This is a genomic window from Pseudaeromonas sp. HNCC25DJ182 (assembly GCF_055413365.1).
Genome location: NZ_JBVAYG010000012.1, coordinates 85,478 through 110,521, shown reverse-complemented (window position 1 = coordinate 110,521; position 25,044 = coordinate 85,478). Strand labels below are relative to the sequence as shown.

Here is a 25,044-nt window from a genome sequence, read left to right as displayed (position 1 = left end):
GAAAGAAGGTGATCTCAATCACTTGTTTTTTTGAACCGACAAATAGAAAAAAAGCCACCCATTCGGGTGGCTTGTCGGGCGAAGTGACTCAATCGAGTTTTCTATCCAGGTTCTCGGTATGCTCCAACCAGAGCGCATTGATAATGCCGAATGAACAAGCCAGCAACAAACCCAGGATCCAGGTGAAATACCACATAAGCTGCTCTCCTTAGTAAGCCGAATGCTTGTTGGCTTCAATGTATTGTTTGTTCACTCGGCCAAACATCTTGATGTAAGTCCAAGTGGTATACCCCAGAATGATGGGGACAAAGATCACCGCGGCAACCAGCATCACGCTCAGGGTATTCTGTGATGAAGTTGCATCCCAGATCGTCAAGCTATGAGCCGGATTCAGGCTGGAAGGCATAATGAAGGGGAACATACTGAAACCCGCGGTCAAAATGATGCCTGTCATCGCCAGGGATGAACAAAGGAAGGTCAAGGCGCTGCGACCAAACTTGGCGAACAAGGATGCCAGCAAAGCCATCACCACGCCCAAGATTGGTGCTGAGATCATCCAGGGGTATGTTTCGTAGTTTTTCATCCAGGCGCCAGCTTCAACCGCTACTGTCTTGTGCAGTGGATTGGAAACAGCACCAATCCCCATAAACTCGGTAATGGTATAGCCGTTGATGCCATGCGCGACCCAGTAGCCTGCAGCCGCAAACAGCACTGCGGTCAGTAATCCGGTCAGGGTTGCCGTAGTTCGGGCACGGGTCTGAACCTCACCATCGGTTTTCATCATCAACCAGGCTGCGCCTTGAGTCAGGATCATAAACAGACTGATGAAACCAGCCAAGAGACCAAACGGATTCAGTAGCCCGAAGAAGTTGCCTTCATAGCTGGAACGCAGGAAGGTATCCAGGCTGAATGGCACACCCTGCAGCAGATTACCAAACGCCACACCAAACACGATCGGCGGCACGGCACCACCGATAAACAGGCACCAGTCCCAGGTTGAACGCCAGCGTGGGTCTTCGATCTTGGAGCGATAGTCAAAACCTACAGGCCGGAAAAACAGTGCCATCAGGGTTAAAACCATCGCCACATAGAAACCGGAAAACGCGGTGGCGTAAACGGTCGGCCACGCCGCAAAAATAGCGCCACCAGCCGTGATCAACCATACCTGGTTGCCATCCCAGTGCGGAGCAATGGTATTGATCATTACACGACGTTCGGTGTCGTTTTTACCCAGGATCGGCAACAATGCACCGACCCCCATATCGAAACCATCAGTGATGGCAAAGCCGATCAGAAGAACACCAACCAGTGCCCACCAGATCACGCGTAAAACTTCATAATCCAACATGCGCTAACTCCTTTAGGCAGAATGCGTTTCGAAGTGGTATTTGCCAGTCTTCAAACTGCTGGGACCTTTGCGAGCAAATTTGAACATCAGGTACATTTCCACCACGAGCAACACGGTATAGAAGGCACAGATCCCGATCAGCGAGAACCAGAGATCGCCCTCAGTCAACGTCGATGCGGACATGAACGTTGGTAATACTTCGGCAATCGTCCAGGGTTGACGACCGTATTCTGCGACAAACCAGCCACATTCAATCGCAATCCAGGGCAGCGGGATCCCCCACAGCAAAGCTTTGAGCAACCACTTGCGTTCACCGATGCGATGACGAGCACTGTCATAAAACGCCAATCCGATAAGGAGCAACATCAGAATACCGACGCCCACCATGATGCGGAAGGAGAAGAATACCGGTGCAACCTTGGGAATACTGTCCTTGGCCGCTTGAGCAATCTGTTCATCAGTCGCATCCGTGATATTGGCAGTATATCGCTTGAGCAGGAGACCAAAGCCAAGGTCTTGCTTGACGGCATTAAACTGCTTCACAGTCTCTTCTGACTTGTCGCCTGCTTGTAACTTGGTCAACAAGGCATAGGCCTGCATCCCTGTACGAATGCGCTGTTCGTGATCACTGATCAGATCCTTGAGACCTGTGACCTGCTTGTCCAAAGAACGAGTTGCGATGATACCCATCACATAGGGGATCTTGATGGCATAGTCGGTGCGCATCTCGTCCTGATTCGGCAAACCGATGACGGTAAAAGCAGCAGGAGCCTCTTCAGTTTCCCACTCGGCTTCGATGGCCGCCAGTTTCACCTTTTGCAAGTCGCCGATTTCATAGCCTGATTCGTCACCGAGCACCAGAACGGAGAGGATTGAGGCCATACCAAACGCAGCGGCAATGGCAAAAGAACGGCGCGCAAACGGAATGTCACGCCCTTTGAGCAAATAGTAGGAGGAGATACCCAGGACAAACATGGCACCTGTGGTGTAACCCGCAGCCACGGTATGCACGAATTTGACCTGTGCAACCGGGTTGAAGATCAACTCACCAAAGCTGACCATCTCCATGCGCATGGTTTCAAAATTGAATTCAGCACCAGCCGGGAATTGCATCCAACCGTTAGCAACCAGGATCCACAACGCAGACAGGTTGGTACCAATGGCCATCAGCCAGGTGGAAGCCAGATGCTGGGTTTTGGTCATTCGATCCCAACCGAAGAAAAACATACCGACGAAGGTTGATTCGAGGAAAAACGCCATCAATCCTTCAATCGCCAACGGTGCACCAAAGATATCGCCGACATAGTGGGAATAGTAGGACCAGTTAGTACCAAACTGGAACTCCATCGTCAGACCTGTCGTCACCCCCAGCGCGAAGTTGATAGCAAACAACTTGCCCCAAAACTTGGTCATATCCTTGTAAATTGGGTTGTTGGTCATGACATAGACCGATTCCATGATCGCCAGAATGAAGGTCATCCCGATGGTCAATGGCACGAATAAAAAGTGATAGAGCGCTGTCGCGGCAAACTGGATCCGCGACAGTTCGACCACAGTCTCATTAATCATGATAATTCCTCACCGATATCTATCCTTGGCCTTCACATTGCTGGAATGCCGTTCCTTGCATCGCTGTGATGTTGCTTTTAGTCGCCTTTCCGTTTATCAAACAGGCAGCCATTAACAAAACCAGATCAAATGCAACAAAATTACAACATTTAGCACTTAAAGCTGTATTTCCTAGGTAACTTTATACCATTTGGTAACTAATTAAGGCAATAAAGACCACAAAATCCAAATGACTATGCCCGTTAAATACTAAACCATACCAGTGAGTTAGCAGACCATTAACTGCCGCATAACCCTGAATCAGTCACAGTTTGCCGCTAAAACAACCTCGCTGAGTCACAAAAAACCCCTGGATTAGTTTTTCTAATACCGAGTGATGATTTTTATCATTTGTTAACATATGCCGAGCTTTCTAGAATGGCGCCATTCCTTCAGTGCCCCAAAAGACGCTCTGGAAACGTTCCTGATGCGTTACTTGTGTCACTTGATGGTTTGCTTACTCGTGAACTCACATCTTGAACTTTTCTCTGCGGACCTTGCGTCCGCATTTTTTATGCCCTCAAGTCAGTACGCAGTGAGCCGTAAGCCGGATCAATACCTGAGGACTGATATTCAGGATGTGATTTGGGGCTGTAAACCGAAATGCTGATAGGCGCGCTGGGTCGCAATGCGTCCACGAGGAGTCCGTTGCAAAAAGCCCTGCTGGATCAAGAAAGGTTCGAGGACATCCTCGATGGTATCTTTTTCTTCGCCGATGGCGGCTGCGAGATTATCCAGACCCACAGGCCCCCCCATAAATTTATCGATGACCGCCAGCAATAGTTTGCGATCCATATAATCGAAGCCCTCTTTATCGACATCCAGCATATCCAGCGCAGATGCGGCAACTTCGGCACTGATATGGCCATCAGCACGGATCTCGGCAAAATCACGCACCCGGCGTAGTAAACGGTTGGCAATACGCGGCGTCCCCCGCGCCCTGCAGGCGATCTCGTAAGCTCCCGCAGTTGCCATCGATAAGCCCAGGCACTGGGCACTGCGCTCGACGATGTCGGAAAGATCCGCCACCTTATAGAACTCCAGCCGCTGGACAATCCCGAAACGGTCCCGCAGTGGCGATGTCAAAGATCCCGCACGCGTGGTCGCGCCAATCAGGGTAAAAGGAGGTAATTCCAACTTGATGGAGCGCGCGGCGGGCCCCTCGCCGATCATGATATCCAGTTGATAATCTTCCATCGCCGGATACAGAACCTCTTCGACCACGGGGCTCAGGCGATGGATCTCATCGATGAACAGCACATCATTCGGTTCCAGATTGGTCAGCAGAGCAGCCAGATCCCCGGCTTTTTCCAGGACAGGTCCCGATGTGGTCTTGATATTGACCCCCATCTCATTGGCGACAATATTCGCCAAGGTGGTTTTGCCAAGCCCAGGCGGACCGAAGATCAGTAGGTGATCCAGTGCCTCTCCCCGTCGGCGGGCGGCTTCAATAAAGATCTCCATCTGGGAGCGCACATGATCCTGCCCCTGATAATCGGCCAGTTGCTTGGGTCGAATGGCCCTGTCTATCAGTTCGTCTTCACGCGTTTCTTTGGGGGCGATCAGGCGATCGGCTTCAATCATGACTCAACTTCCTTACAGCATGGAACGCAAGGCTTCACGGATCACCGCTTCCACCGGCATCTCGGGCTTATAGATCTTACTGACCACCAGACTGGCCTGCTGCGGTTTGTAGCCCAGCGCTAACAACGCCGAAACCGCTTCATCCTCGACACTGGAGGGTTTGTTCATCTCCTCCCCACCAGCCTGAGCCGTCATGGCATCGGTAAATGGCGTAAACAAAGCCCCTTCACTCCAGCCTTTGAGGCGATCTTTCATCTCGACGACCAAGCGCTCGGCTGTCTTTTTACCAACACCCGGTATTTTCACCAGCAACCCAATCTCTTCCCGCTCGACCGCACTGACAAACTGGCTGGCCGACATACCCGAAAGAATCGCCAACGCCAACTTGGGACCAACGCCATTGGCCTTAAGCAACTCGCGAAACAGGGCTCGGGTCCGTTTGTTGACAAAGCCGTACAGCAGTTGTGCATCTTCGCGTACCACAAAATGGGTATGCAGAACGGCTTCCTGACCGACGGGTGGCAGCTCGTAGAAGCAGGTCATTGGCAACTGCAACTCATAGCCGACGCCACCGACTTCCAGCAGGATCTCCGGGGGTTGTTTTTCTATCAAGGTGCCACGTAATCGACCTATCACCTGCACGTACTCCGTCAACTTGCACTGACGCTAGAATAATGAATAACTGGATGGGCATCCAGCTTTTTACCACAATCGACGGACATCGCCTCAACGCAAACGGCCGCGCACCACCCCTTGCACCGTCGAGCCACGACCCGCCATGCGGATCAAGCTCTGCATGGTATGGGTGTGACACAGGGCAACCGCCAAGGCATCCGCCGCATCGGCCTGGGGATTGCCGGGTAATTTCAGTAACTGCCGCACCATATGTTGCACCTGTTCTTTGTCGGCAGCGCCTGTTCCCACCACCGATTGTTTCACCTGGCGTGCCGAATATTCAGCAACCTCCAAGCCAGCATTCACCGCCGCCACGATCGCCGCACCGCGCGCTTGTCCCAGCTTTAATGCGGAATCCGGATTGCGCGCCATAAAGACCTGTTCGATGGCAAACAGATCGGGACGAAACTGCAGGATCACCTCGCTGATACCATCATAAATTTGCTTGAGCTTGGGCGCCAAAACATCACCACTGGTTCGAATGCACCCCGAGCCCAGGTATTCACAGCGTCCCGCCAGGGAACGAATAACACCGTAACCGGTAATGCGCGAGCCCGGATCAATGCCCAATATAATGCTCATCCTCTCTCCTTAATACGGGGTCTACGACCGGCGTGATTAACAACGACAAGGGGAGCCATGGCTCCCCTTGTTGATATCAGATGTTCATCAGCAACCATCTCAGAGGGTGGCAGCTACTTCATCGGAGATGGAGCCGTTGTGATAGACCTCTTGTACATCATCCAGATCTTCGAGCATATCGATAAGACGCATGAACTTGGGTGCCGTTTCGGCATCCATTTCAGCTTCGGTCGAGGCAATCATGGTCACGGCCGCGTTGCTGGTTTTAAAACCTGCCGCTTCGAGTGCATCCAGGACAGTTCCGAAATCATTCGGTGTGGTATAGACCTCGACACTGCCATCGTCGTTGCTGATCACATCATCGGCACCGGCTTCCAGAGCGGCGTCCATCAGCGCATCTTCATTCACGTTTTCGAAGGTGAGAACACCCTTCTTGCTAAACAGATAGGAGACTGAACCGTCAGTCCCCAGATTGCCACCGCACTTGCTGAAAGCATGACGGACTTCGGACACGGTCCGGTTACGGTTATCAGTCATACATTCCACCATCACCGCAGAGCCCGCCGGGCCATACCCTTCATAAATCAAGGTTTCCAGCTCGGCGCCTTCACCACCACCAGCACCCCGTTGAATGGCACGGTTAACGGTGTCCCGGGTCATGTTATTCGACAGTGCGGCAGCAACAGCGGCTCGCAGACGGGGGTTAGCAGCCGGATCGGCATCTCCGACCCGGGCTGCAGTCGTGATTTCACGGATCAATTTGGTAAAAATTTTGCCCCGCTTGGCATCTTGCGCTGCTTTGCGGTGCTTAATGTTGGCCCATTTACTATGACCTGCCATAGAAAACTCTCCGTTAACACAGTTTGTATGGCGTGACAGTTCTCCCCATCACGCTGAAATTCAGGGTTCAGGCTCGGCCACGAGCCCGAACATCAGGCCTTGTCGACCGTGCTCTTGATAGCCAACTCCACCAACGAAGCCGGATTGCCAAAACTCGGCGCATCTGTCATCAGACAAGCGGCGGCGGTGGTCTTCGGGAAGGCAATCACATCACGAATATTATCGGTGCCGGTCAGCAGCATGGTCAGACGATCCAGGCCAAAGGCCAGGCCCGCATGCGGCGGAGTACCGAACTTCAGAGCATCCAGCAGGAAACCAAACTTCTCTCTTTGATCCTGCTCTTCGATACCCAGAATACGGAACACGGTCTGCTGCATGTTGCTGCGATGGATACGCACCGAACCACCACCGACTTCATAGCCGTTGATAACCATGTCGTATGCATTGGCATACGCTGCGCACGGATTGGCCTCCAACTCTTCGGCGCTCATCTCCTTGGGCGCGGTGAACGGATGGTGCATCGCCGTCAAACCGCCTTCACCATTTTCCTCGAACATCGGGAAATCGATCACCCACAATGGCTTCCAACCCGCAACGACCAGGTTCAAGTCACGACCAACCTTCAGGCGCAAGGCTCCCATGGCATCGCAGACTACCTTGGCCTTGTCGGCGCCAAAGAACAGGATGTCGCCATCCGTCGCACCCGTTCGTGCCAGGATTTCCCGCACGATAGCGTCATTCAGGAACTTGGCGACCGGAGATTGCACCCCATCGATACCCTTGGCCGCATCGTTAACCTTCATCCAAGCCAGGCCCTTGGCACCATAGATGCCAACAAACTGGGTATATTCATCGATCTGCTTACGGGACAGTTGGGCGCCACCCGGCACGCGCAATGCGGCAACACGCCCCTTGGCATCATTGGCAGGGCCGGCAAATACGGCAAATTCGACCTGAGTCAGCAGATCGGCGACATCGACCAGCTCCATCGGGTTGCGCAGATCCGGCTTGTCTGAACCATAACGACGCATGGCTTCATCAAAGGTCATGATCGGGAACTGACCCAAATCATCACCAGCCACATCCAACCACAGACCACGGATCAGCTCTTCCATCACTTCACGCACCTGTTCGGCACTCATGAAGGAAGTTTCCACGTCGATCTGGGTAAACTCCGGTTGGCGATCGGCACGCAAGTCTTCGTCGCGGAAGCACTTGACGATCTGATAGTAGCGATCGAAGCCGGACATCATCAGCAGTTGCTTAAAGAGTTGCGGCGATTGCGGCAAGGCGTAGAACTTGCCCTTATGCACCCGGCTTGGTACCAGATAATCTCGCGCACCTTCAGGGGTAGCTTTGGTCAGCATCGGTGTTTCGATATCGAGGAAACCGGCGTTATCCATGAACCGACGCACAAAGCTGCTGATGCGGGCGCGAGTCTTCAGGGATTGCGCCATCTCGGGACGACGCAGATCCAGATAACGATACTTCAGGCGCTGCTCTTCCGTGTTGATCTGGTTGAAATCCAGCGGCAAAGGCTCGGCACGGTTAATGATTTCCAGCTCATGAGCGAAAACTTCGATAGCGCCAGTTGCCATATCGGCATTGACTTGCGAAGCCGGACGAGCACGGACCAGCCCACTGACCTGAATACAGAATTCATTGCGCAAGTCAGATGCAAGGGTATAGGCCTCGGGCCGATCCGGATCGAAGAATACCTGCACGATCCCTTCCCGATCCCGCATGTCGATAAAGATCAAGCCACCGAGGTCACGACGACGATGGACCCAACCACACAGAGTCACCGGTTGATCGACATGGCTGGCATTCACCTGGCCGCAATACATGGTACGCATGAAGTAATCCTTGAAATAATGTTATTTGCTGGCCGGGCAGCTCATACAGCCACCGCCAGCCTCACACGAGGGCCAATGACTCATCTGCCCCACTTTCGAATTGGTCATCTGCTGACAAGCTCCCGATACATGAAGGCCGGGAATGGACAGCATCTTCTTCAGTGCTGAGGCCTGACATGCCGGACAATCGGTCAAGGGCGTATCGGTCAGCTTCTGTAATTTGGCCAGCGAGTGGCCACACTGATCACATCGATATTCGTAGATAGGCATAGGCTAGAAACGAATGAACTCATGTTACCAAGCGAAAAGGCCCGCCATTATAGGGCAAATATTCTGCCGTGATAACACCTGCCCTGAGTTGAGCCTGTAAATGGCACTGCGGGCGCGTGTTCTGTCACAAATCCTGCTCCATACCCTGCTTTTCTGCTACCATAGCGCCCACTTTGCGAGCGCCTCCCGCTCTTTGAACTTATTTTTAGCGTCCAGCATCGGGTTATCCATACCATGCATAATAAAGATCAACTCTTCGCCGCACCGATCGCACAGCTCGGCGATTTCTGTTTTGACGAACAAGTAGCCGACGTGTTCCCCGATATGATCCAGCGCTCTGTCCCTGGTTACTCAAACATTCTCTCCGCCATCGGCATGATGACCGAACGCTTCGCCCAGCCGGCAAGCGCACTCTACGATCTGGGTTGTTCCTTAGGCGCTGCGACCCTGATGATGCGGCGGCATGTCCCCTATCAAGACTGCACCATTATCGGCATCGACAATTCATCAGCCATGGTCGAACGCTGCCGAAATCATTTGAGTGCGTTCAAATCCACCATTCCGGTCGAGATCCGCGAAGGGGATGTCTGCGACATCGATATTCAGAATGCATCTGTGGTGGTGTTAAATTTTACCTTGCAATTCATAGCCCCGGAACAACGGTTACCCCTGTTGCAGCGTATTTATCAAGGCTTGCGACCTGGAGGGCTGCTCATCCTGAGCGAAAAATTCAAATTCGAAGATGAACCGGTCAGCGATCTTATCATCGACCTACATCTGGATTTCAAACGCGCCAATGGCTACAGCGAGCTGGAGATCAGCCAAAAGCGCACCCTGCTGGAAAACGTGCTGCGCGCCGACACAGTCGCGACCCATAAGTCCCGCTTGGCCGCCGCCGGTTTTGCCCATAGCGACCTCTGGTTTCAATGTTTCAACTTCGGATCATTGGTCGCCATCAAGCAGGGAGTCACCCCATGATTGATTTTGCCTCCTTCTACCAGTTGCTGGCCACCGATCGGCTGAGCCGTTGGCTCACGGTTCTGCCTGCCCAGTTACATGCCTGGCAACATGACCAGCAACATGGCGATTTACCGCGCTGGCAGCGGGTATTGGCCAAGCTGGAGAGCTATCAGGCCCACCATGTGGATCTCAAACAGTCAGTCACCATTGGCCAGCCGGATGAAATCACTGTGGGTGAGCGCAGCAAGCTGGAAAACCTGCTCCAGCACCTGCACCCTTGGCGCAAGGGCCCCTATGATCTGTTCGGTGTGCAGATAGACACCGAATGGCGTTCCGACTGGAAGTGGGAGCGGGTTTTACCCCACCTATCGCCGCTCAAAGGGCGCTATGTTCTGGATGTTGGCTGTGGCAGTGGCTATCACATGTGGCGCATGCTCGGCGAAGAGGCACGCTTGGTGGTCGGTATCGATCCCTCGCCGCTATTTTTGTGTCAATTCAGTGCCATCAAGCAGTTAGCCGGTCGCCCGGGCAATATTCACTTTCTGCCATTGGGCATCGAACAACTGCCTAAACTGGAACGCTTCGATACCGTGTTTTCCATGGGCGTGCTCTACCACCGTCGCTCACCGATTGATCATCTGTATCAACTTCGGGATCAACTGCGCGATGGCGGCGAACTGGTTTTGGAGACCCTGGTGATCGACGGCGGCCCTGACGATGTATTGGTTCCCGGGGAGCGTTATGCACAAATGCGCAACGTCTGGTTCATTCCTTCGGCGCAGGCCTTGGCCGGTTGGCTGAAAAAATGTGGATTCGAAAATGTCCGGATTGTTGACCAATCAGTGACCACAACCGACGAACAACGCAAAACTGCATGGATGAGGAACGATTCTCTGGCTGAATTCCTTGACCCATCGGACTCAACCCTTACTATTGAAGGGCATCCGGCGCCGAAGCGGGCCGTATTGATTGCATCTCGCTGCGCAGAAGGCTAGTCCCGCCTTGCCCGGCTGAGATACACTAACGAAACTATGTTTAATCCTTACAGACGACGTCTATGACAACTAAAACTCTCACCTGCAGTGCACTTTTTTCCCTGCTTCTCATCTCCGGTGCCGTCATGGCCGAAGTCACCCCGGAACAGTTAAAAAACGAGTTGATTGGGAGCGAGAGTCGCATCCAGCAAACCGTGGTGCAGGGTCAACAAAAACTCTTGGATAACAGCTATCAACTCGGTACCGAATTGAAAATCCTCCAGGCTCAGCAAGAGAAGAGCCGGCAGGGAGTTCAAGAGCTGAAAGCCATGCAGCAACAACTCGCCAAACAAATGCAACAGGTGGTGCGTAGTACCATGTCCAGTGAAGACAAGAGCTCCTGCCCGATTATCGAACCGGGTCTGACCACACCGGATGGCAAGCTGATCCTGGGTGAATCCGAATGGGTGTACGTGGAAGAGGCCAATGGCGCCTTCCAAAGCCGGGTTGATACCGGGGCAGCCACCTCCTCCATCAGCGCCACCGATATCACTGTCTTCGAACGGGAAGGCAAGCGCTGGGTCAAGTTCAAAATGCCTTTGGACAATGGCAAGAGCCTGGACATCGAAGCTCCATTTGTGCGCTATGTCCGCATCAAGCAAGCCTCGGCTGAAAGTTCCGATCGCCGCCCCGTGGTCCGTTTGACCATGCAGCTCGGCTCACTGACCGAAAAGGCCGAATTCAGCCTCAAGGACCGCTCCGAAATGGACTTCTCCTTGCTGCTGGGTCGAGAGTTCATCAAGGATGTGGCTGTTGTCGATGTCGCTCGGGAATTTGTACAACCCAAGCCTGATGTTGCCACCCTGATCACCGCCAAGAGCAAGAGTGACAAAGCAGCCAAGGCCGCAGCCGATAAGAAGAGCGATACCAAGAAAGCCGCGCCAAAGAAGAGCGAGGCCAAAAAGTCTGAACCCAAAGCCAAAGAGGTGAAAAAGGCTGCTCCGACAGTATCCGCTGCCGCTGCAACTGACACCACCAAGGAAGCCACCCCGTCCAAGGACAAGCAGTAAATCATGGTCTCTCGTCGCCCCTTTTATATCGTAGTTGCGCTGCTGTTCATTCTTGGCACCAGCCTGATGATCTACCGTCACGTTGCCTTTGACGTCCCTTGGCTACCCGGTGAATACCGCCAGGTCTGGTCAGTAGAGGCCAAGGTTGAATTTGATGCTGCAGATCAACCAGTGATAGCGTCACTGGCGCTGCCAGCAACCCAGCCAGGCTTCACTCTGGTCGATGAATCGGCGGCGAGCCCGGGTTATGGCTTGTCATTCGTGGATCGCAACGGCATCACCCGTGCCGAATGGTCGATTCGTACCGCCAAGGGTCATCAGGAGCTTTACTACCGCGCCGAGATGATGAGTGACCCTTACGCCAAATCGCTCCCCGCCGAACCGCCGGCCATCGAGAAACAAATCGAGAAGGAGCCCATAGCTACAGCCATGGTGCAAATTCTCGATCGAGCCAAAGAGCGTTCGGCCGATGCCTTCACGCTGACCCGGGAAATCATGAAGGAGTTCGATAACCAGGAGCAGAACGCCCAATTGCTGCGTAACCATAAGGGTCGGGCGCACCTGATTGTCGACATGCTCAACCAAGCCGATATTCCGGCACGGGTGGTCCGCGCTCTGACGCTGGAAGATGGCCGTCGTCGGCAGCAACTGATCGATTACGTCCAAGTATTCCAGGATGACAAGTACGACTTGTTCGATCCGAAAACCGGCCTGCAAGGGCGTCCCGAACAGCTGATGCTATGGGAATACAACTCTCAACCATTGCTGGATGTCACCGGGGGGAACAACTCTCGGGTTACCTATTCGGTGGTACAAAAGCAAGTTGCAGTTGCCCGGGCGCTGACCGCCAAGTTCGAGCACACCAATATGCTCAACTTCTCCATCGACACCCTACCGGTTGAAGAACAGGCCTTGTTCAAGGGCATACTGCTGCTGCCAATCGGCGTACTGGTGGTGGTATTTTTGCGTGTCATCGTCGGTTTGAAGACCTCCGGAACCTTTATGCCGGTGTTGATCGCAGTCGCCTTCATCCAGACGAACCTGGTGGTTGGCCTGCTCGGCTTCCTGTCGATTGTCGGTGTGGGTCTGGTGATCCGCTCCTATCTATCACGACTTAACCTCTTGCTGGTCGCTCGAATATCCACGGTGATCATCACGGTTATCGCCATCATTGCCCTGTTGTCTGTGCTGACCTACAAGCTGGGCTTGACCGAAGGTATGCGCATCACCTTCTTCCCGATGATTATTCTCTCCTGGACCATAGAGCGGATGTCGATCCTGTGGGAAGAAGAGGGTCCGAAAGAGGTGGTCAAACAAGGTGGTGGCTCCCTGCTGGTTGCCGTTCTGGCCTATCTGGCCATGGACAACAGCTTGATCCAGCATCTGACCTTCAACTATCTGGGTTTGCAGCTGGTGATCATGGCCACCGTGTTGCTGATGGGTAACTACACCGGTTATCGCCTCTCCGAGCTGAAGCGATTCAAACCCCTGGCCGATGAGTTGAAAAAGTAATATGTGGTTCTGGGAACGCTATACCTCACCATTCAAGCTGGGCAGTCTCGGTATCATGGGGATGAACCAGCGCAATGTGAACTATATCGGCCGTTATAACCCCCGGAAACTCTATCCGCTGGTGGATAACAAGCTCAAGACCAAGCACATTGCGGTTGCTGCAGGTGTGACGGTGCCGAAACTGATCGGCACCATCCAGCACCAGCACGAAGTCAAAAAGATCGCCGACATGGTCAAGGATTGGCCAGGCTTCTGCATCAAACCGGCTCGCGGATCCGGCGGCAAGGGCATACTGGTGATCATGCGCCAGGAAGATGGTCTGTTTTATAAGCCCAATGGCAAAGCAGAAACCGTCAGCGATTTGGAGCGTCATATCTCCAATATCCTGGCCGGCCTATTCTCTTTGGGCGGCAAACCCGACTTCGTAATGGTCGAAGACCTGATCCACTTTGATAATGTCTTCGATGGTTACTCCTTCGAAGGGGTTCCGGATACCCGCGTCATCATCTTCAAGGGCTTCCCGGTGATGTCCATGATGCGCCTGTCGACCGCGTCATCCGATGGCAAGGCCAATTTGCACCAGGGTGCGGTCGGTGTGGGTATCTGTTTGCGTACCGGGCGTGCCGTGCGCGGCGTCCAGTACAATCAGCCGCTGCGTCATCATCCGGATACCAATAAGGATCTGTTCGACCTGCAGGTCCCCCACTGGTTGAAGTTGCTGAATCTTGCCGCTTCCTGCTATGAAATGTCCGGGCTTGGGTACATTGGTACTGACATGGTACTGGATAAAAAGCGGGGCCCCATGTTGCTGGAGCTCAATGCTCGCCCAGGCTTATCGATCCAGATCGCCAACGCGGCAGGACTGCTGCCACGTCTGCGTCAAATCGAGAAGCTGGGCAACGTCAAGATGTCGGTGGAAGAGCGCGTAGCGTATGCCATGGAACACTTCGGCGTTTTTCCAACTCAGACCTTGGCTTAAACTGGGTCAAAATAAAAAAGTCCGCATTCGCGGACTTTTTTTATAACCAATTTCCACCTGAGGTCAGGGATTATTTAGCCTTGTTCAACTTGAATAGGCCTGGTTGCACCTGTTGGTAATGTGTCAGCACATAGTCATAGAACGCCCGCTGCGACGGAGTAAAGCTGGCCACATCAGTCGCATATTGCTGCAGACGCTTTTTACGAATGACGATGAATTTCGGCTGCACACGCTGGATATCCGCGAGCACGCGCGCCTTGGCATCAAACGGCGGACGCACATTGTCGAAGAACAAGTAGGCCGAGGCCGCCTTGCGATCAGTCCAGACATAAAACTGCGGCATGGTGCCATCAATCCAGATCCGCTCGTCAGGGCTGGTTTCGGCCCGGATCTGGGCAATTTGCTGACGACCGGAGTCACCGAATGGCCGTCCGGTATGGGTACCAATCCAAGCGGAATAACCCAACAAAACCAGAGGTGCCAGCAGCAAGCCCATCGAAGCCAGCGCGGTTAACTGTTTACGCCCCTGTACGGTGCGAACTCTCAGCCACACCGGGAGACTGAGGATCAGGGCAAACAGCAAGCTAGTCGCCAGAACTTGCACGACTTGTAGCATCGGCCATTCGAAGCGACTCCAGCTGAAAAACCAATGGGGCATCACCAGATAGACACCCCAGCCCCACACCACCAGGGCCCCCAGCCAGACCAGCGGCGAGTCACTCCCCCACTCTCGGCGCATCGCTTCGATGATCAGCGCCAGCGGCAAAGGGATAAACGCCAAATAGAGCTGATCATAATGATCGAAGATATGCCCGGAAACCGAATTAGCGATCACCCCGAACAGAGCACCGAACAACATAACAGCGACTAGCGATTTACCGACCGTCGGCTCGGCCTGTGGAGTAGCGTGATGCCAGCGATGCAGCACATAGAGGGCCAGAGGTAACAAGAGAATCAATCCAGTACGCAGCAAGCCAACACTACCCACCAGAGGCGAGAAACCACTGCCGTAACTTTGCCCCATGAAAATGGCAAATGAATAGAACCAGAAATTATCCAGGACCCCTTGTTGCCAGAAATAGAACACCAGTGGTCCGGCGACTACTCCTATTCCGAACAAGGCGGAAACAAACAGTTTGAGTCCATCCTGCCAACGCCCCTGCCAGCACCAGCCGAGGAACAAGGTGGCATACCAAGCGCCCCAGAAAGCACCGTTATTCAACCGCATCATGGCAATCAAGCCGAATGTCACCGCCGGTAACCAGGCCTGAGACCAGCTAAAACGCCCAGACACTAACAGGCGCACAAATGGCAACTGAGCGATCAGCGCCAGACACAGGGTGTAATCCTCAGTCATGTTGCCGTAGTAATAGCGATAGCCGCACAAGCTGATCACTGCCAGTAAAGACGCCAACCGCGCAAGCGGAGCAATCCCCAACAGCGCCAATGCCCGATAACTGTTATTTAGACCCCACGCCAGCAAGGCTGTTTCGAACAGCGCAATTCCGGGAAAGCCGCCCATCTTGTAGCCGATAGCATCCAGCAAGAAGATGACCGGCCCCTTGATATCCAGCATGTCACGATACAAGACATCGCCATCAGCCCACATCTTGCCCATGGCGGCGAACAAGGAAGCATCAAAGCCAGGCGCCATGCCATAGAGCAGGGGATTCTGGATCCCCAGCAATAACGCCATAGCGCACAACAGCAGGGTAATGGGTCCCCATCGTCCTTCAGCTTCAAGTCGGCGCTGCCGTAACTCCCAGACATGCAACCAGTGTCCATTGCTCAGGGAGTGCCATCTAGCCTTCATCCAACATCCTCATGTTCATCATTGGATGCGCATCCCTATATCCAGGGTGCGCCTTAAACAACTGCAGGCCCATATGCTCTCAGCGCCCCTCGCCGGGGCGCCGTGCATCAGGCCGATTCGACATCTACCGTCCGATCCTGGCGGGTTAGCCATAAAGTTTCAATCCGGTGCGAACGCACCGCCACAACCGTGATCCGCCAGCCATCCAGCTCCAAGACCTCATCCACTTCCGGCAAGCGCTGCAGCCAATCCATCAACCAACCCGCCAGCGTATGGTAATGGGCGGTAGCCGGAGCCGGAAAACCGATATGCCGCTGCAGATCCTGCAACAGACAGTCGCCACTGACATGGTAACTATCCGGTCCCAGGACCACGAAGTCGTTATCCTCTTCGCCGGTTTCCGGCAATTTGCCCGCAATCTCCTCCATGATGTCACGGATAGAGGCGATGCCTTCAAAATTGCCAAATTCATCCAGCACAAAAGCCAGATAATTCTTGGCCTGCCGGAATTGTTCCAGAGCATTGAGGACGTTGATGGTCTCAGGTAAACACAACGGCTGCTGGATCAGCTGATCCAACCGCAACTCCTGCTTGCTCAGTAGACGAGCCAGTACATCCCGTTTACGGATGATGCCCAGCGGTTGATCCTTGTTCCCCTCGCGGATGACCACCAAACGGGAGTGTGGTGTCTCCGCCAAGCGCTGCAAGATTTTGTCTTCCGCCTCGGACAGATCCAGCATCTCCACATCCCGGCGCACCGTCATCACGGCGCGTACCGGCAAAGAGGAGAGCTGCAACACCCGGGAGATCATCTCCTTTTCCTCATCGGCAAACATGCTTTCATCGGCACTGGGCAATAAAGACTCCTGGAAGCTGCCGCCTTCTGGCTGCTTACTATCCCCCAGCAAACGCATCACCAATTCAGCCGTGCGCTCGCGACGGCGCAGCTTACCTTCGAGCAACTTGCTCTGATTCGAACGCGCCATCTGATTAAACAATTCGATCAGGATCGAGAAGCCAATCGCCGCATAGAGATACCCCTTCGGAATATGGAAGCCAAAGCCCTCCGCCACCAGACTAAAGCCAATCATCAGCAAGAAGCCCAGGCAGAGGATCACCAAGGTCGGATGACGATTGACGAACGCAGTCAGCGGCTTGCTGGTCCACATCATGATGCCGATGGCAATGGTCACTGCCAGCATCATCACCGACAAATGTTCCGCCATCCCTACCGCCGTGATGACCGCATCCAACGAGAAGACGGCATCCAGCACCACAATCTGTGCCACCACAGTCCAGAAGGCCGCATAAATCTTGCTTCCCCCCTCCCCGTTAACTTCCCCTTCCAGGCGACCATGCAACTCCCGTGTCGCCTTGAACAGCAGGAACAGCCCACCGATAAGCAGGATAAGATCCCGCCCCGAGAAGTCATGACTGAACAGGGTAATCATCGGCTCGGTGAGACGAACCAGCCAAGAGAGGCTAATCAGCAGCACCATGCGCATCAACAACGCCAGCGCCAAGCCGATCCGGCGCGCTCTGTCCCGCAATTCAGGTGGTAATTTTTCCGCCAAAATGGCGATGAACAGCAGGTTGTCGATCCCGAGGACAATTTCCAGGACCACCAGCGTCAGCAAACCCAACCAGGCGGTCGGATCCATCATCCAGGCAAACTCGAGCATCATGACTCCACACCAGCAATAACACTAAAAAAAGATAGAAAATTCATGGCGTCACAGCCATTCACAGCAGCAGGGAGAGACAATAACAAGCATGCAGGGGTAACCGGAGAGCGGTTGACGGGAAAGAAGAAAAGTAGCACGAGGGACTACTATCGCTGTTCATATTGGCCTCATCAAAAAAAAACACCGCCACAGAGTATGTGGAGCGGTGTTTCGGGTCAAGTGACGGGCTGTTGACAGCAGGCAACGGCCCGCTGCCGATGTACGGCTATAGCGCTAATTTAGTTGCCAGTTGTACCTGGATTTGTTCCCGATCTGCCAGATACATCTGCAAGCCCCGAGCTCGTAATTCACAGGCCGGACACTCGCCACAGCCCTCGCCCACTAGCCCGTTGTAGCAGGTCAGAGTGCGACTGCGCACATAATCCAGGCGACCATAGCGATCGGCCAGAGCCCATGTCTGGGCCTTGTTCAGCCACATCAGTGGCGTCACCAAGCGAAGTGGCTTCTCCAAGCCCAGACACAAGGCCTGATTCAGGGCTTTGACAAATTCATCCCGACAATCCGGATAACCGGAAAAATCCGTTTCGCAGACCCCGGTGATCACCACCTCGGCCCCGACTTGGTAGGCATACACGGCCGCCAAGGTCAGGAACAGGATATTACGACCCGGCACGAAGGTATTCGGCAAGCCGTTATCCTGAAGTGCCGAGCTTACCGGAATAGCGTCCCGGGTCAGGGATGAAATCGCCAACTCGTTGAGCAAGGAAAGATCCAGCACCTTATGCGCCGTCACCCCCAACTCACCCGCAATCGCCTGAGCCACGGCGATCTCCTGACTATGGCGTTGACCATAATTAAAGGTGATGGCATGAACTTCATCGTAATGCGCCAACGCCTGGATAAGGCAGGTGGTACTATCCTGCCCACCACTGAACACCACAACGGCCTTGCGAACCAACAGACCGGCGGAATCAGAAGCAATAGAGTGCACACTCATGACCCGGACTCCTTAACCGCGCGGTTTACGCCCAGAGGGACGACGCTCCGTGGGACGAGCGACCTCTGAACTGCTGCCCAGACGGGTACGCTGCGGTTGAGAGCGGGTTGGGCGCTTCGCTGCCGGTTTTGCCGCTGAAGGTCCATCCAGGGAGATGCCACCGCTATAATTGCGCTCCGGGTGCGCCTGACGATTTTCGGTGTGTTGCAGCTCCCGGTGCTTACGTACCGCGCGCCGGATCTGGGCGCTTTGCTTGAACTGGCTGCGCTTGTCATCCACCAGCACCTTACTGCGGGTCTCCGGTTGCAAACCAACCAGTGCACGCAGATAGTTGACCTTCTCGAGTGGTAACTCCATCCAGCCTCCGCGCGGGATACTCTTCTCCAGTTTGACATCGCCATAGCGAACACGGATTAGACGGCTGACCTGAACTTCCTGGGTTTCCCACAACCGGCGGACTTCCCGGTTGCGTCCTTCTTGCAGCGTGACGTTGAACCAATTGTTCAGACCCTCGCCTCCGGCGCGGACAATCTTGTCAAACTTGGCCGGGCCATCTTCCAACTGCACGCCCAGACGCAGACGGTTGAGCATCTTGTCGTCCACTTCACCAAATACCCGCACCGCGTATTCCCGCTCCACTTCATGGCGCGGATGCATCAACCGGTTGGCCAACTCGCCATCGGTGGTGAACAGCAGTAAACCGGAGGTGTTGACGTCGAGACGACCAACTGCCACCCAACGCGCATCCTGGATGCGGGGTAAACGATCAAAGACCGTAGGGCGCCCTTCCGGATCCTTGCGGGTACACATCTCGCCATCCGGCTTGTGATAGGCCAGAACACGGCAAATCACGTCCTCGGCCGGCTTTGCGGTGATGGCATGACCATCAATGCGGATCACCACGCTGGGACCCACCCGATCGCCCAGGGTTGCAACCTTACCATCGACACTGACCCGTCCTTCGGTGATCAGGGTTTCCATTTCGCGGCGGGAGCCGATACCGGCCCGGGCCAACACTTTTTGCAACTTTTCACTCTGCAACTTATCACTCATGGTGTTCATCTCTGGATGTGCAACCTGCCGGGCATCCATGTCCAGCCTCTGTTGCAAGGAGTCTTGACTCCATCATGGGGCTCATCGCCCTCTCGGCGATGAAAAATAATCCCTTACAGGAAGGGGGTTGGATCACCCGCACCGTGGCGAACCACCTCGGGGCTATCCTCAGAAAAATCAACGACCGTGGTGGGTTGTTCACCCAGATAACCACCATCGATAATCAAATCTACAACCTGCTCCAGCCGATCCCGGATTTCATAGGGATCCGATTCAGCAACCTCCGAACCCGGCAAAATCAGAGTGGTGGACATCAGGGGCTCGCCCAGTGCGGCCAACAGGGCCTGGGTAATTGGATTTTCAGGCACCCGGATGCCGATCGTCTTTTTCTTCTCGTTCATCAGGCGTCGTGGTACTTCCTTGGTCGCCTTGAGGATGAAGGTATAAGGACCCGGGGTATTGTTCTTGATCAGACGAAAGGCCTGATTATCCACTTTGGAATAGAGCGACAACTCGGAGAGATCCCGACAGACCAGGGTAAAATTATGGCTGCTATCGAGATGACGAATACGGCAGATCCGCTCCAGCGCCGCCTTGTTTTCCAGCAAACAGCCCAGCGCATAGCCTGAATCGGTCGGATAGATCACTACGCCACCGCTACGGATCAGAGCTACGGCCTGATTAATTAAGCGGGTTTGCGGGTTTTCAGGATGCATCGTGAAAAACTGGCTCATAATTCCTCCCGGAATGTAGAAGACCCATCAGCACCCATCACTACGGGTGTTAGCGAGTCGATAAAGGAATGCCACACCGGCGTGACATCTTTGGGCAACCAGAGATTGCGCCCCAACTCCTGCCAGGACGTTGGAGCATGAAAATCGGAGCCCACCGAGGCCAGCAACTGGTGCTCGCGACACCATAGTCCCAGATTAGCCCGATCCTGGGGGCTTTGCTGGGGCAAACTGACCTCCATGGCATCTCCGCCCGCCTCTTTAAAATGGGATAACAGGCGTTTTAGCCACTTGGTGGAAAGTTTATAGCGACCAGGATGGGCAAGTACAGCCAAACCGCCAGCGGCATGGATCACTGCAATCGCTTCGGCGATGCTAATCCAGTCATGGGGAACATACGCCTTGCCGCCACGGCCAATATAAACATCAAAAGCCTTTTGCTGGGTCTGGCTGTGGCCCGCTTCGACCAGATAACGGGCAAAGTGGGCTCGGGTCAGGCTAGCACCATTGGCCAGAGCCAGCGCACCTTCATAAGCATTCTCGATCCGCTGTTTTGCCAACCGACGTCCCAACTCGACGCCCCGTGCCTCGCGAGCCGCTTCCTGCCGCTGTATGACGGCGGCTAGCGCAGCCGAGTCCGCATCAATATGCAGGCCCACCACATGAATTTCCATGGATTCCCAACTGGTGGAAAGCTCGATCCCGGGAATCAGCACGAGTGGCAGAGCTTCGGTCTCGATGGTGCAAGCCGCTTCGGCCAATCCGGCTACAGTGTCATGGTCGGTCAAAGCCAGGACATCAACCCGTTGAGTAACCGCCCGGCGCATCAGCTCCGCCGGGGTAAGACGACCATCGGAGGCCGTTGAATGACTATGCAGATCGATACGCATCAGAGAGTTCCACTACAAAAGAAACTTGACAAACTTCCGGCTTTATCGTTTTACTGTAGCCACTTCGCGGGATATCCCGTCGCATAACTTCAGTCATCCAAGGACGTTTTACATGACACAGCACTTCACCCTGAACATGCGTTGGTGGTGGCACACTCCCAAATAAGCGGGCGTGGGACTTTTGCTATGTCAAAAAACGGTTAAGCAGACAGAATACCCAGAAAAAGCCCGCCAGGAACCGCGGGCTTTTTTATTATCCGGGAAACAGGGACGAGATGAAACAAAAACACAACAAACAGACCTGGCGATGGTGAGAGCAACACAAGCAAGTTGTTGTTTTAAATCACTTCATTAAAGGATATCGCCATGAAACTGTTCTGCACTGTCCACCTACAGGACACCCCGGAGGCTCCGCATCATGACTGAGCTGCATCCCAACCATCTACACGCCTTGATGAGCGACGCCGCCTATGTCGCCGATCCATTGGCCTTGTTTGCCCAACTCACCACGGCCAATGACAACAGTCTGCTGCTGGAGTCCGCCGAAATCGACACCAAGGCGGGTACCCAGAGCCTGCTGCTGATCGACAGTTGCGTCCGTTTAACCTGCCGCGGCCTGAATGTCAGCGCCGAGGCCTTGAACCGCAACGGACTAGCAGTGCTGGATCGCCTGCAAAGCGGTCTGAGCCCTGCCGTCAGCCAGTCGCGTCAAGGGAGCATTCTGAGCCTGGACTTCCCGGCCATCGACACCGATCAGGATGAAGATAGCCGCCTCAAGGCGCTGTCGGTGCTGGACACCCTGCGCACCCTGTTGACCCAGTTGCATTGCGAACAGGGCCAGGAAGCCATCTTCCTCGGCGGTATCTTCGCCTATGACCTGATAGCCAATTACGAAACCCTGCCTGCAGCAACCGATGCCAGCAATGACTGCCCGGACTTCTGTTTCTATGTGGCCGAAACCCTGATCCACATTGACCATCGCCTCAAGCGCAGCCAATTGCGCGCCGTGGCATTTGGTGGCGAAGCGTTCGCCGATGAATTCCAGCGCCTGCAAGGCCGTCTCGAAAGCCTGAGCGCGCGCTGCAACCATTTCGTCGCTCCCGAGTTACCCGCCGCCCTGCCGCTGGACGGTCGCGTCACCACCAACCGGGATGACAAGGCATTCTGTGCCGATGTAGAGCGCCTGAAGGGCAATATCCGCAAGGGCGACATCTTTCAGGTCGTCCCCTCCCGCAGCTTCTCCCTGCCCTGCCCGCAACCCTTGCTGGCCTACCGTCAGCTGAAGAAGACCAACCCCAGCCCCTACATGTTCTATATGAACGACCGGGACTTCACCCTGTTCGGCGCTTCACCGGAGAGTGCGGTGAAATTCGAGGCCCATAACCGCCAAGTCGAGATGTACCCGATTGCCGGAACCCGCCGCCGTGGTTTCAATGCCGATGGCAGCATCAATCTGGATCTGGATGGCCGTATCGAGCTGGAGTTGCGTCAGGATGGCAAAGAGACCGCCGAGCATCTGATGCTGGTTGATCTGGCGCGCAACGATATCGCTCGCATCAGCGAACCCGGTACCCGCTATGTACGCGATTTGTTGAAAGTCGATCGCTACAGCCACGTCATGCACCTGGTCTCCAAAGTAGTTGGTACCCTGCGCCATGATCTGGATGCCCTGCACGCCTACCAGGCCTGCATGAACATGGGCACCCTGACCGGCGCGCCGAAGATCCGTGCCTCCGAGCTCATTCGCGAGGTCGAAGGTCAGCGTCGCGGCAGTTACGGCGGTGCGGTCGGTTATCTCTCCGGCAACGGCGACATGGATACCTGTATCGTGATCCGCTCGGCCTTTGTCAAACACGGCGTCGCCCACGTCCAGGCCGGAGCCGGTGTGGTCTATGATTCCCGTCCCCAGGCGGAAGCCGATGAAACCCGCAGCAAGGCAGCCGCCGTGCTCAACGCCATTGCACTGGCCCACGGCAAGACCCTCGCGGAGGTGACCCATGGCTAAAACCATTTTCCTGCTCGATAACTTCGACTCCTTCACCTACAACCTGGTGGATCAATTCCGCTCCTTGGGCTGCGACGTACGCATCTACCGCAACAGCATGCCTGCCGCCCAGATCTACGCCCAGATCGCCGCTTGTGGCGAAGAGGTGGTACTGGTGCTCTCTCCCGGACCCGGTGCTCCCCATGAGGCCGGTTGCATGATTGAACTGATCGGTCTGTGCCGCGGCAAGGTGCCCATACTGGGGATCTGTCTGGGTCATCAGGCGATCTGCGAATACTATGGCGGCACTGTCGGCTCGGCGGGGGAGATCATCCACGGCAAGAGCTCGCTCATCGAGCACAGTGGCCAGGATATGTTCCAGGGCTTTGCCAATCCGTTGCCGGTCGCCCGTTACCACTCGCTGGTCGCCACCTATGTTCCGGCCGAGCTGGAAGTGGTCGCCCATTACAAGGAGATGCCGATGGCGGTGCTGCACCGCGCCGATCGGGTATTAGGCTTCCAATTCCATCCAGAATCCATCATGACCACCGAAGGCGCGCGGCTGCTGACCCAGAGCCTGGCCTTCATTACAGCACCGCAGGAGGCAGTCCATGCATGAGTCCCTGGAACAACTTTACCGCGGCGAGGATCTGAGCCGTGAAGCCACCCAGGCGCTGTTTGACGTGCTGCTGCGCGGCGAGATGGAGCCGGTGGTACTGGCCTCCTTGCTGACCGCCCTGAAGATGAAGGGCGAAGCACCGAGCGAAATCGCCGGGGCCGCCAGTGCACTGATTGCTGCCGCCAAACCGTTCCCACGCCCGGATTATGCGTTCTGCGATATTGTCGGTACTGGTGGCGATGGCCTGCACACCATCAATGTCTCCACCCTGTCGGCGCTGGTGGGAGCCGAGTGTGGCATCAAGGTCGCCAAACATGGCAACCGCAGCGTCTCCTCCAAGACCGGCTCTTCGGATCTGCTGGACAAATTAGGCGTGCGCCTGGATATGAGCCCGGCAATTGCTCGCCGTTGTCTGGATGAAGAGAACGTCTGCTTCCTGTTTGCCCCCCAGTACCACAGCGCAATGCGCCATGCCATGCCGGTGCGCAATGCCCTGAAAACCCGCACCATCTTCAACGTCTTGGGGCCGCTCATCAATCCGGCGCGCCCCAGCTACCAACTGATGGGCGTCTACAGCCCGTCCCTGGTGGCACCGATTGCCGAAACCCTGCAGCAATTGGGACTGACCCGCGGTATGGTGGTGCACGGCTCCGGATTAGACGAAATTGCCATTCATGGCAGCACGACTGTGGCCGAAATTATCGATGGCGAGATCCATCATTACGATCTAAGCCCCGCTGATTTTGGTTTGCAGGAGTTCCCGCTGGAAGCCATTCGCGGCGGTGAACCGGAGCAGAACCGCCAGATCAGCGAAATGATTCTCGCCGGTCGTGGTAGCGATGCCCAGAACAGTGCCATCGCCATCAATCTGGCCCCCCTGCTGGTCATGGGCGGCGTCAGCCCCGATTTCAAACAAGCCGCCGAGCTGGTTCTGGCAACATTGCACAGTGGCAAAGCCCTGGACCGGGTGAGCCGCCTAGCCGCTCTGAGTCATAGCGAGGAGTAAGGAAACCC

The 25,044-nt window shown here is 54.9% G+C and carries 23 protein-coding genes; 8 read left to right on the top strand and 15 right to left on the bottom strand.

Going from position 1 to position 25,044, the window contains the following annotated elements; translation table 11 throughout:
• Window positions 1-88: 88 nt before the first annotated feature.
• The 9 genes from cydX to ACZYUB_RS11235 form a co-directional block, all read right to left on the bottom strand.
• Window positions 89-196, bottom strand: a complete 108-nt coding sequence (gene cydX / locus ACZYUB_RS11275) for a cytochrome bd-I oxidase subunit CydX (protein ID WP_460881399.1) — start codon at window positions 194-196, stop codon at window positions 89-91.
• A 12-nt stretch (window positions 197-208) separates the two neighbouring features.
• Window positions 209-1,348 (bottom strand): cytochrome d ubiquinol oxidase subunit II, encoded by a 1,140-nt coding sequence (gene cydB / locus ACZYUB_RS11270; RefSeq protein WP_463947940.1) that lies wholly within the window; start codon window positions 1,346-1,348, stop codon window positions 209-211.
• Between the two features lie 12 nt (window positions 1,349-1,360).
• Complete coding sequence (locus tag ACZYUB_RS11265; RefSeq protein WP_463947938.1) at window positions 1,361-2,917, bottom strand: cytochrome ubiquinol oxidase subunit I; 1,557 nt, start codon at window positions 2,915-2,917, stop codon at window positions 1,361-1,363.
• Between the two features lie 612 nt (window positions 2,918-3,529).
• The gene (gene ruvB / locus ACZYUB_RS11260) at window positions 3,530-4,540 is read right to left on the bottom strand and encodes a Holliday junction branch migration DNA helicase RuvB (RefSeq protein WP_463947936.1); all 1,011 of its coding nucleotides are present in this window, start codon (window positions 4,538-4,540) and stop codon (window positions 3,530-3,532) included.
• A gap of 12 nt (window positions 4,541-4,552) precedes the next feature.
• Window positions 4,553-5,176: a Holliday junction branch migration protein RuvA gene (gene ruvA / locus ACZYUB_RS11255; RefSeq protein WP_463947935.1), complete on the bottom strand. Its 624-nt coding sequence runs from the start codon at window positions 5,174-5,176 to the stop codon at window positions 4,553-4,555.
• A gap of 90 nt (window positions 5,177-5,266) precedes the next feature.
• Window positions 5,267-5,797 carry a crossover junction endodeoxyribonuclease RuvC gene (gene ruvC, locus ACZYUB_RS11250; RefSeq protein ID WP_463947934.1) on the bottom strand — a complete coding sequence of 177 codons (531 nt, stop codon included), beginning with the start codon at window positions 5,795-5,797 and terminating at the stop codon, window positions 5,267-5,269.
• A gap of 99 nt (window positions 5,798-5,896) precedes the next feature.
• Window positions 5,897-6,637: a YebC/PmpR family DNA-binding transcriptional regulator gene (locus ACZYUB_RS11245; protein ID WP_463947932.1), complete on the bottom strand. Its 741-nt coding sequence runs from the start codon at window positions 6,635-6,637 to the stop codon at window positions 5,897-5,899.
• A gap of 92 nt (window positions 6,638-6,729) precedes the next feature.
• Window positions 6,730-8,493 (bottom strand): aspartate--tRNA ligase, encoded by a 1,764-nt coding sequence (gene aspS, locus ACZYUB_RS11240; RefSeq protein ID WP_463947931.1) that lies wholly within the window; start codon window positions 8,491-8,493, stop codon window positions 6,730-6,732.
• A gap of 21 nt (window positions 8,494-8,514) precedes the next feature.
• Window positions 8,515-8,763 (bottom strand): FmdB family zinc ribbon protein, encoded by a 249-nt coding sequence (locus ACZYUB_RS11235; protein ID WP_463947929.1) that lies wholly within the window; start codon window positions 8,761-8,763, stop codon window positions 8,515-8,517.
• A 234-nt stretch (window positions 8,764-8,997) separates the two neighbouring features.
• Here ACZYUB_RS11235 and cmoA point away from each other — a divergent pair, with 234 nt between their 5' ends.
• The 5 genes from cmoA (at window position 8,998) to ACZYUB_RS11210 (ending at window position 14,258) form a co-directional block, all read left to right on the top strand.
• A complete protein-coding gene (cmoA, locus tag ACZYUB_RS11230) occupies window positions 8,998-9,741 on the top strand; it encodes a carboxy-S-adenosyl-L-methionine synthase CmoA (RefSeq protein WP_463947928.1) in 744 nt (247 codons plus the stop codon).
• Window positions 9,738-10,718, top strand: a complete 981-nt coding sequence (cmoB, locus tag ACZYUB_RS11225) for a tRNA 5-methoxyuridine(34)/uridine 5-oxyacetic acid(34) synthase CmoB (RefSeq protein ID WP_463947926.1) — start codon at window positions 9,738-9,740, stop codon at window positions 10,716-10,718. The genes cmoA and cmoB overlap by 4 nt, the downstream gene beginning before the upstream one ends.
• 62 nt (window positions 10,719-10,780) lie before the next feature.
• Entirely contained in the window at window positions 10,781-11,767 is a 987-nt protein-coding gene (locus tag ACZYUB_RS11220; protein WP_463947925.1) for an ATP-dependent zinc protease family protein, read from the top strand.
• 3 nt (window positions 11,768-11,770) lie between these two features.
• Window positions 11,771-13,279, top strand: a complete 1,509-nt coding sequence (locus ACZYUB_RS11215; RefSeq protein ID WP_463947924.1) for an inactive transglutaminase family protein — start codon at window positions 11,771-11,773, stop codon at window positions 13,277-13,279.
• Between the two features lies 1 nt (window position 13,280).
• Window positions 13,281-14,258 carry an alpha-L-glutamate ligase-like protein gene (locus ACZYUB_RS11210; protein WP_463947922.1) on the top strand — a complete coding sequence of 326 codons (978 nt, stop codon included), beginning with the start codon at window positions 13,281-13,283 and terminating at the stop codon, window positions 14,256-14,258.
• 70 nt (window positions 14,259-14,328) lie between these two features.
• Here the strand turns inward: ACZYUB_RS11210 and ACZYUB_RS11205 are convergent, their stop codons facing one another.
• The 6 genes from ACZYUB_RS11205 to rnm form a co-directional block, all read right to left on the bottom strand.
• Entirely contained in the window at window positions 14,329-16,071 is a 1,743-nt protein-coding gene (locus tag ACZYUB_RS11205; protein ID WP_463947921.1) for a hypothetical protein, read from the bottom strand.
• Between the two features lie 107 nt (window positions 16,072-16,178).
• Entirely contained in the window at window positions 16,179-17,756 is a 1,578-nt protein-coding gene (locus tag ACZYUB_RS11200) for a TerC family protein (RefSeq protein ID WP_463947919.1), read from the bottom strand.
• 265 nt (window positions 17,757-18,021) lie between these two features.
• Window positions 18,022-18,753: a 7-cyano-7-deazaguanine synthase QueC gene (gene queC, locus ACZYUB_RS11195; protein ID WP_463947917.1), complete on the bottom strand. Its 732-nt coding sequence runs from the start codon at window positions 18,751-18,753 to the stop codon at window positions 18,022-18,024.
• Between the two features lie 12 nt (window positions 18,754-18,765).
• Window positions 18,766-19,815, bottom strand: a complete 1,050-nt coding sequence (rluB, locus tag ACZYUB_RS11190; RefSeq protein WP_463947964.1) for a 23S rRNA pseudouridine(2605) synthase RluB — start codon at window positions 19,813-19,815, stop codon at window positions 18,766-18,768.
• A 104-nt stretch (window positions 19,816-19,919) separates the two neighbouring features.
• Entirely contained in the window at window positions 19,920-20,540 is a 621-nt protein-coding gene (locus ACZYUB_RS11185) for an L-threonylcarbamoyladenylate synthase (protein ID WP_463947915.1), read from the bottom strand.
• Complete coding sequence (gene rnm, locus ACZYUB_RS11180; protein WP_463947913.1) at window positions 20,537-21,427, bottom strand: RNase RNM; 891 nt, start codon at window positions 21,425-21,427, stop codon at window positions 20,537-20,539. The genes ACZYUB_RS11185 and rnm overlap by 4 nt, the downstream gene beginning before the upstream one ends.
• A gap of 418 nt (window positions 21,428-21,845) precedes the next feature.
• On the opposite strand from rnm, the gene ACZYUB_RS11175 reads away from it, so the two are divergent.
• Genes ACZYUB_RS11175 through trpD form a run of 3 tightly spaced genes read left to right on the top strand, consistent with a single transcriptional unit; the run spans window position 21,846 to window position 25,036 of the window.
• Window positions 21,846-23,432 (top strand): anthranilate synthase component 1, encoded by a 1,587-nt coding sequence (locus ACZYUB_RS11175; protein ID WP_463947912.1) that lies wholly within the window; start codon window positions 21,846-21,848, stop codon window positions 23,430-23,432.
• Window positions 23,425-24,030 carry an aminodeoxychorismate/anthranilate synthase component II gene (locus tag ACZYUB_RS11170; protein ID WP_463947910.1) on the top strand — a complete coding sequence of 202 codons (606 nt, stop codon included), beginning with the start codon at window positions 23,425-23,427 and terminating at the stop codon, window positions 24,028-24,030. The genes ACZYUB_RS11175 and ACZYUB_RS11170 overlap by 8 nt, the downstream gene beginning before the upstream one ends.
• Window positions 24,023-25,036: an anthranilate phosphoribosyltransferase gene (gene trpD, locus ACZYUB_RS11165; RefSeq protein WP_463947909.1), complete on the top strand. Its 1,014-nt coding sequence runs from the start codon at window positions 24,023-24,025 to the stop codon at window positions 25,034-25,036. The genes ACZYUB_RS11170 and trpD overlap by 8 nt, the downstream gene beginning before the upstream one ends.
• Window positions 25,037-25,044 lie beyond the last annotated feature (8 nt).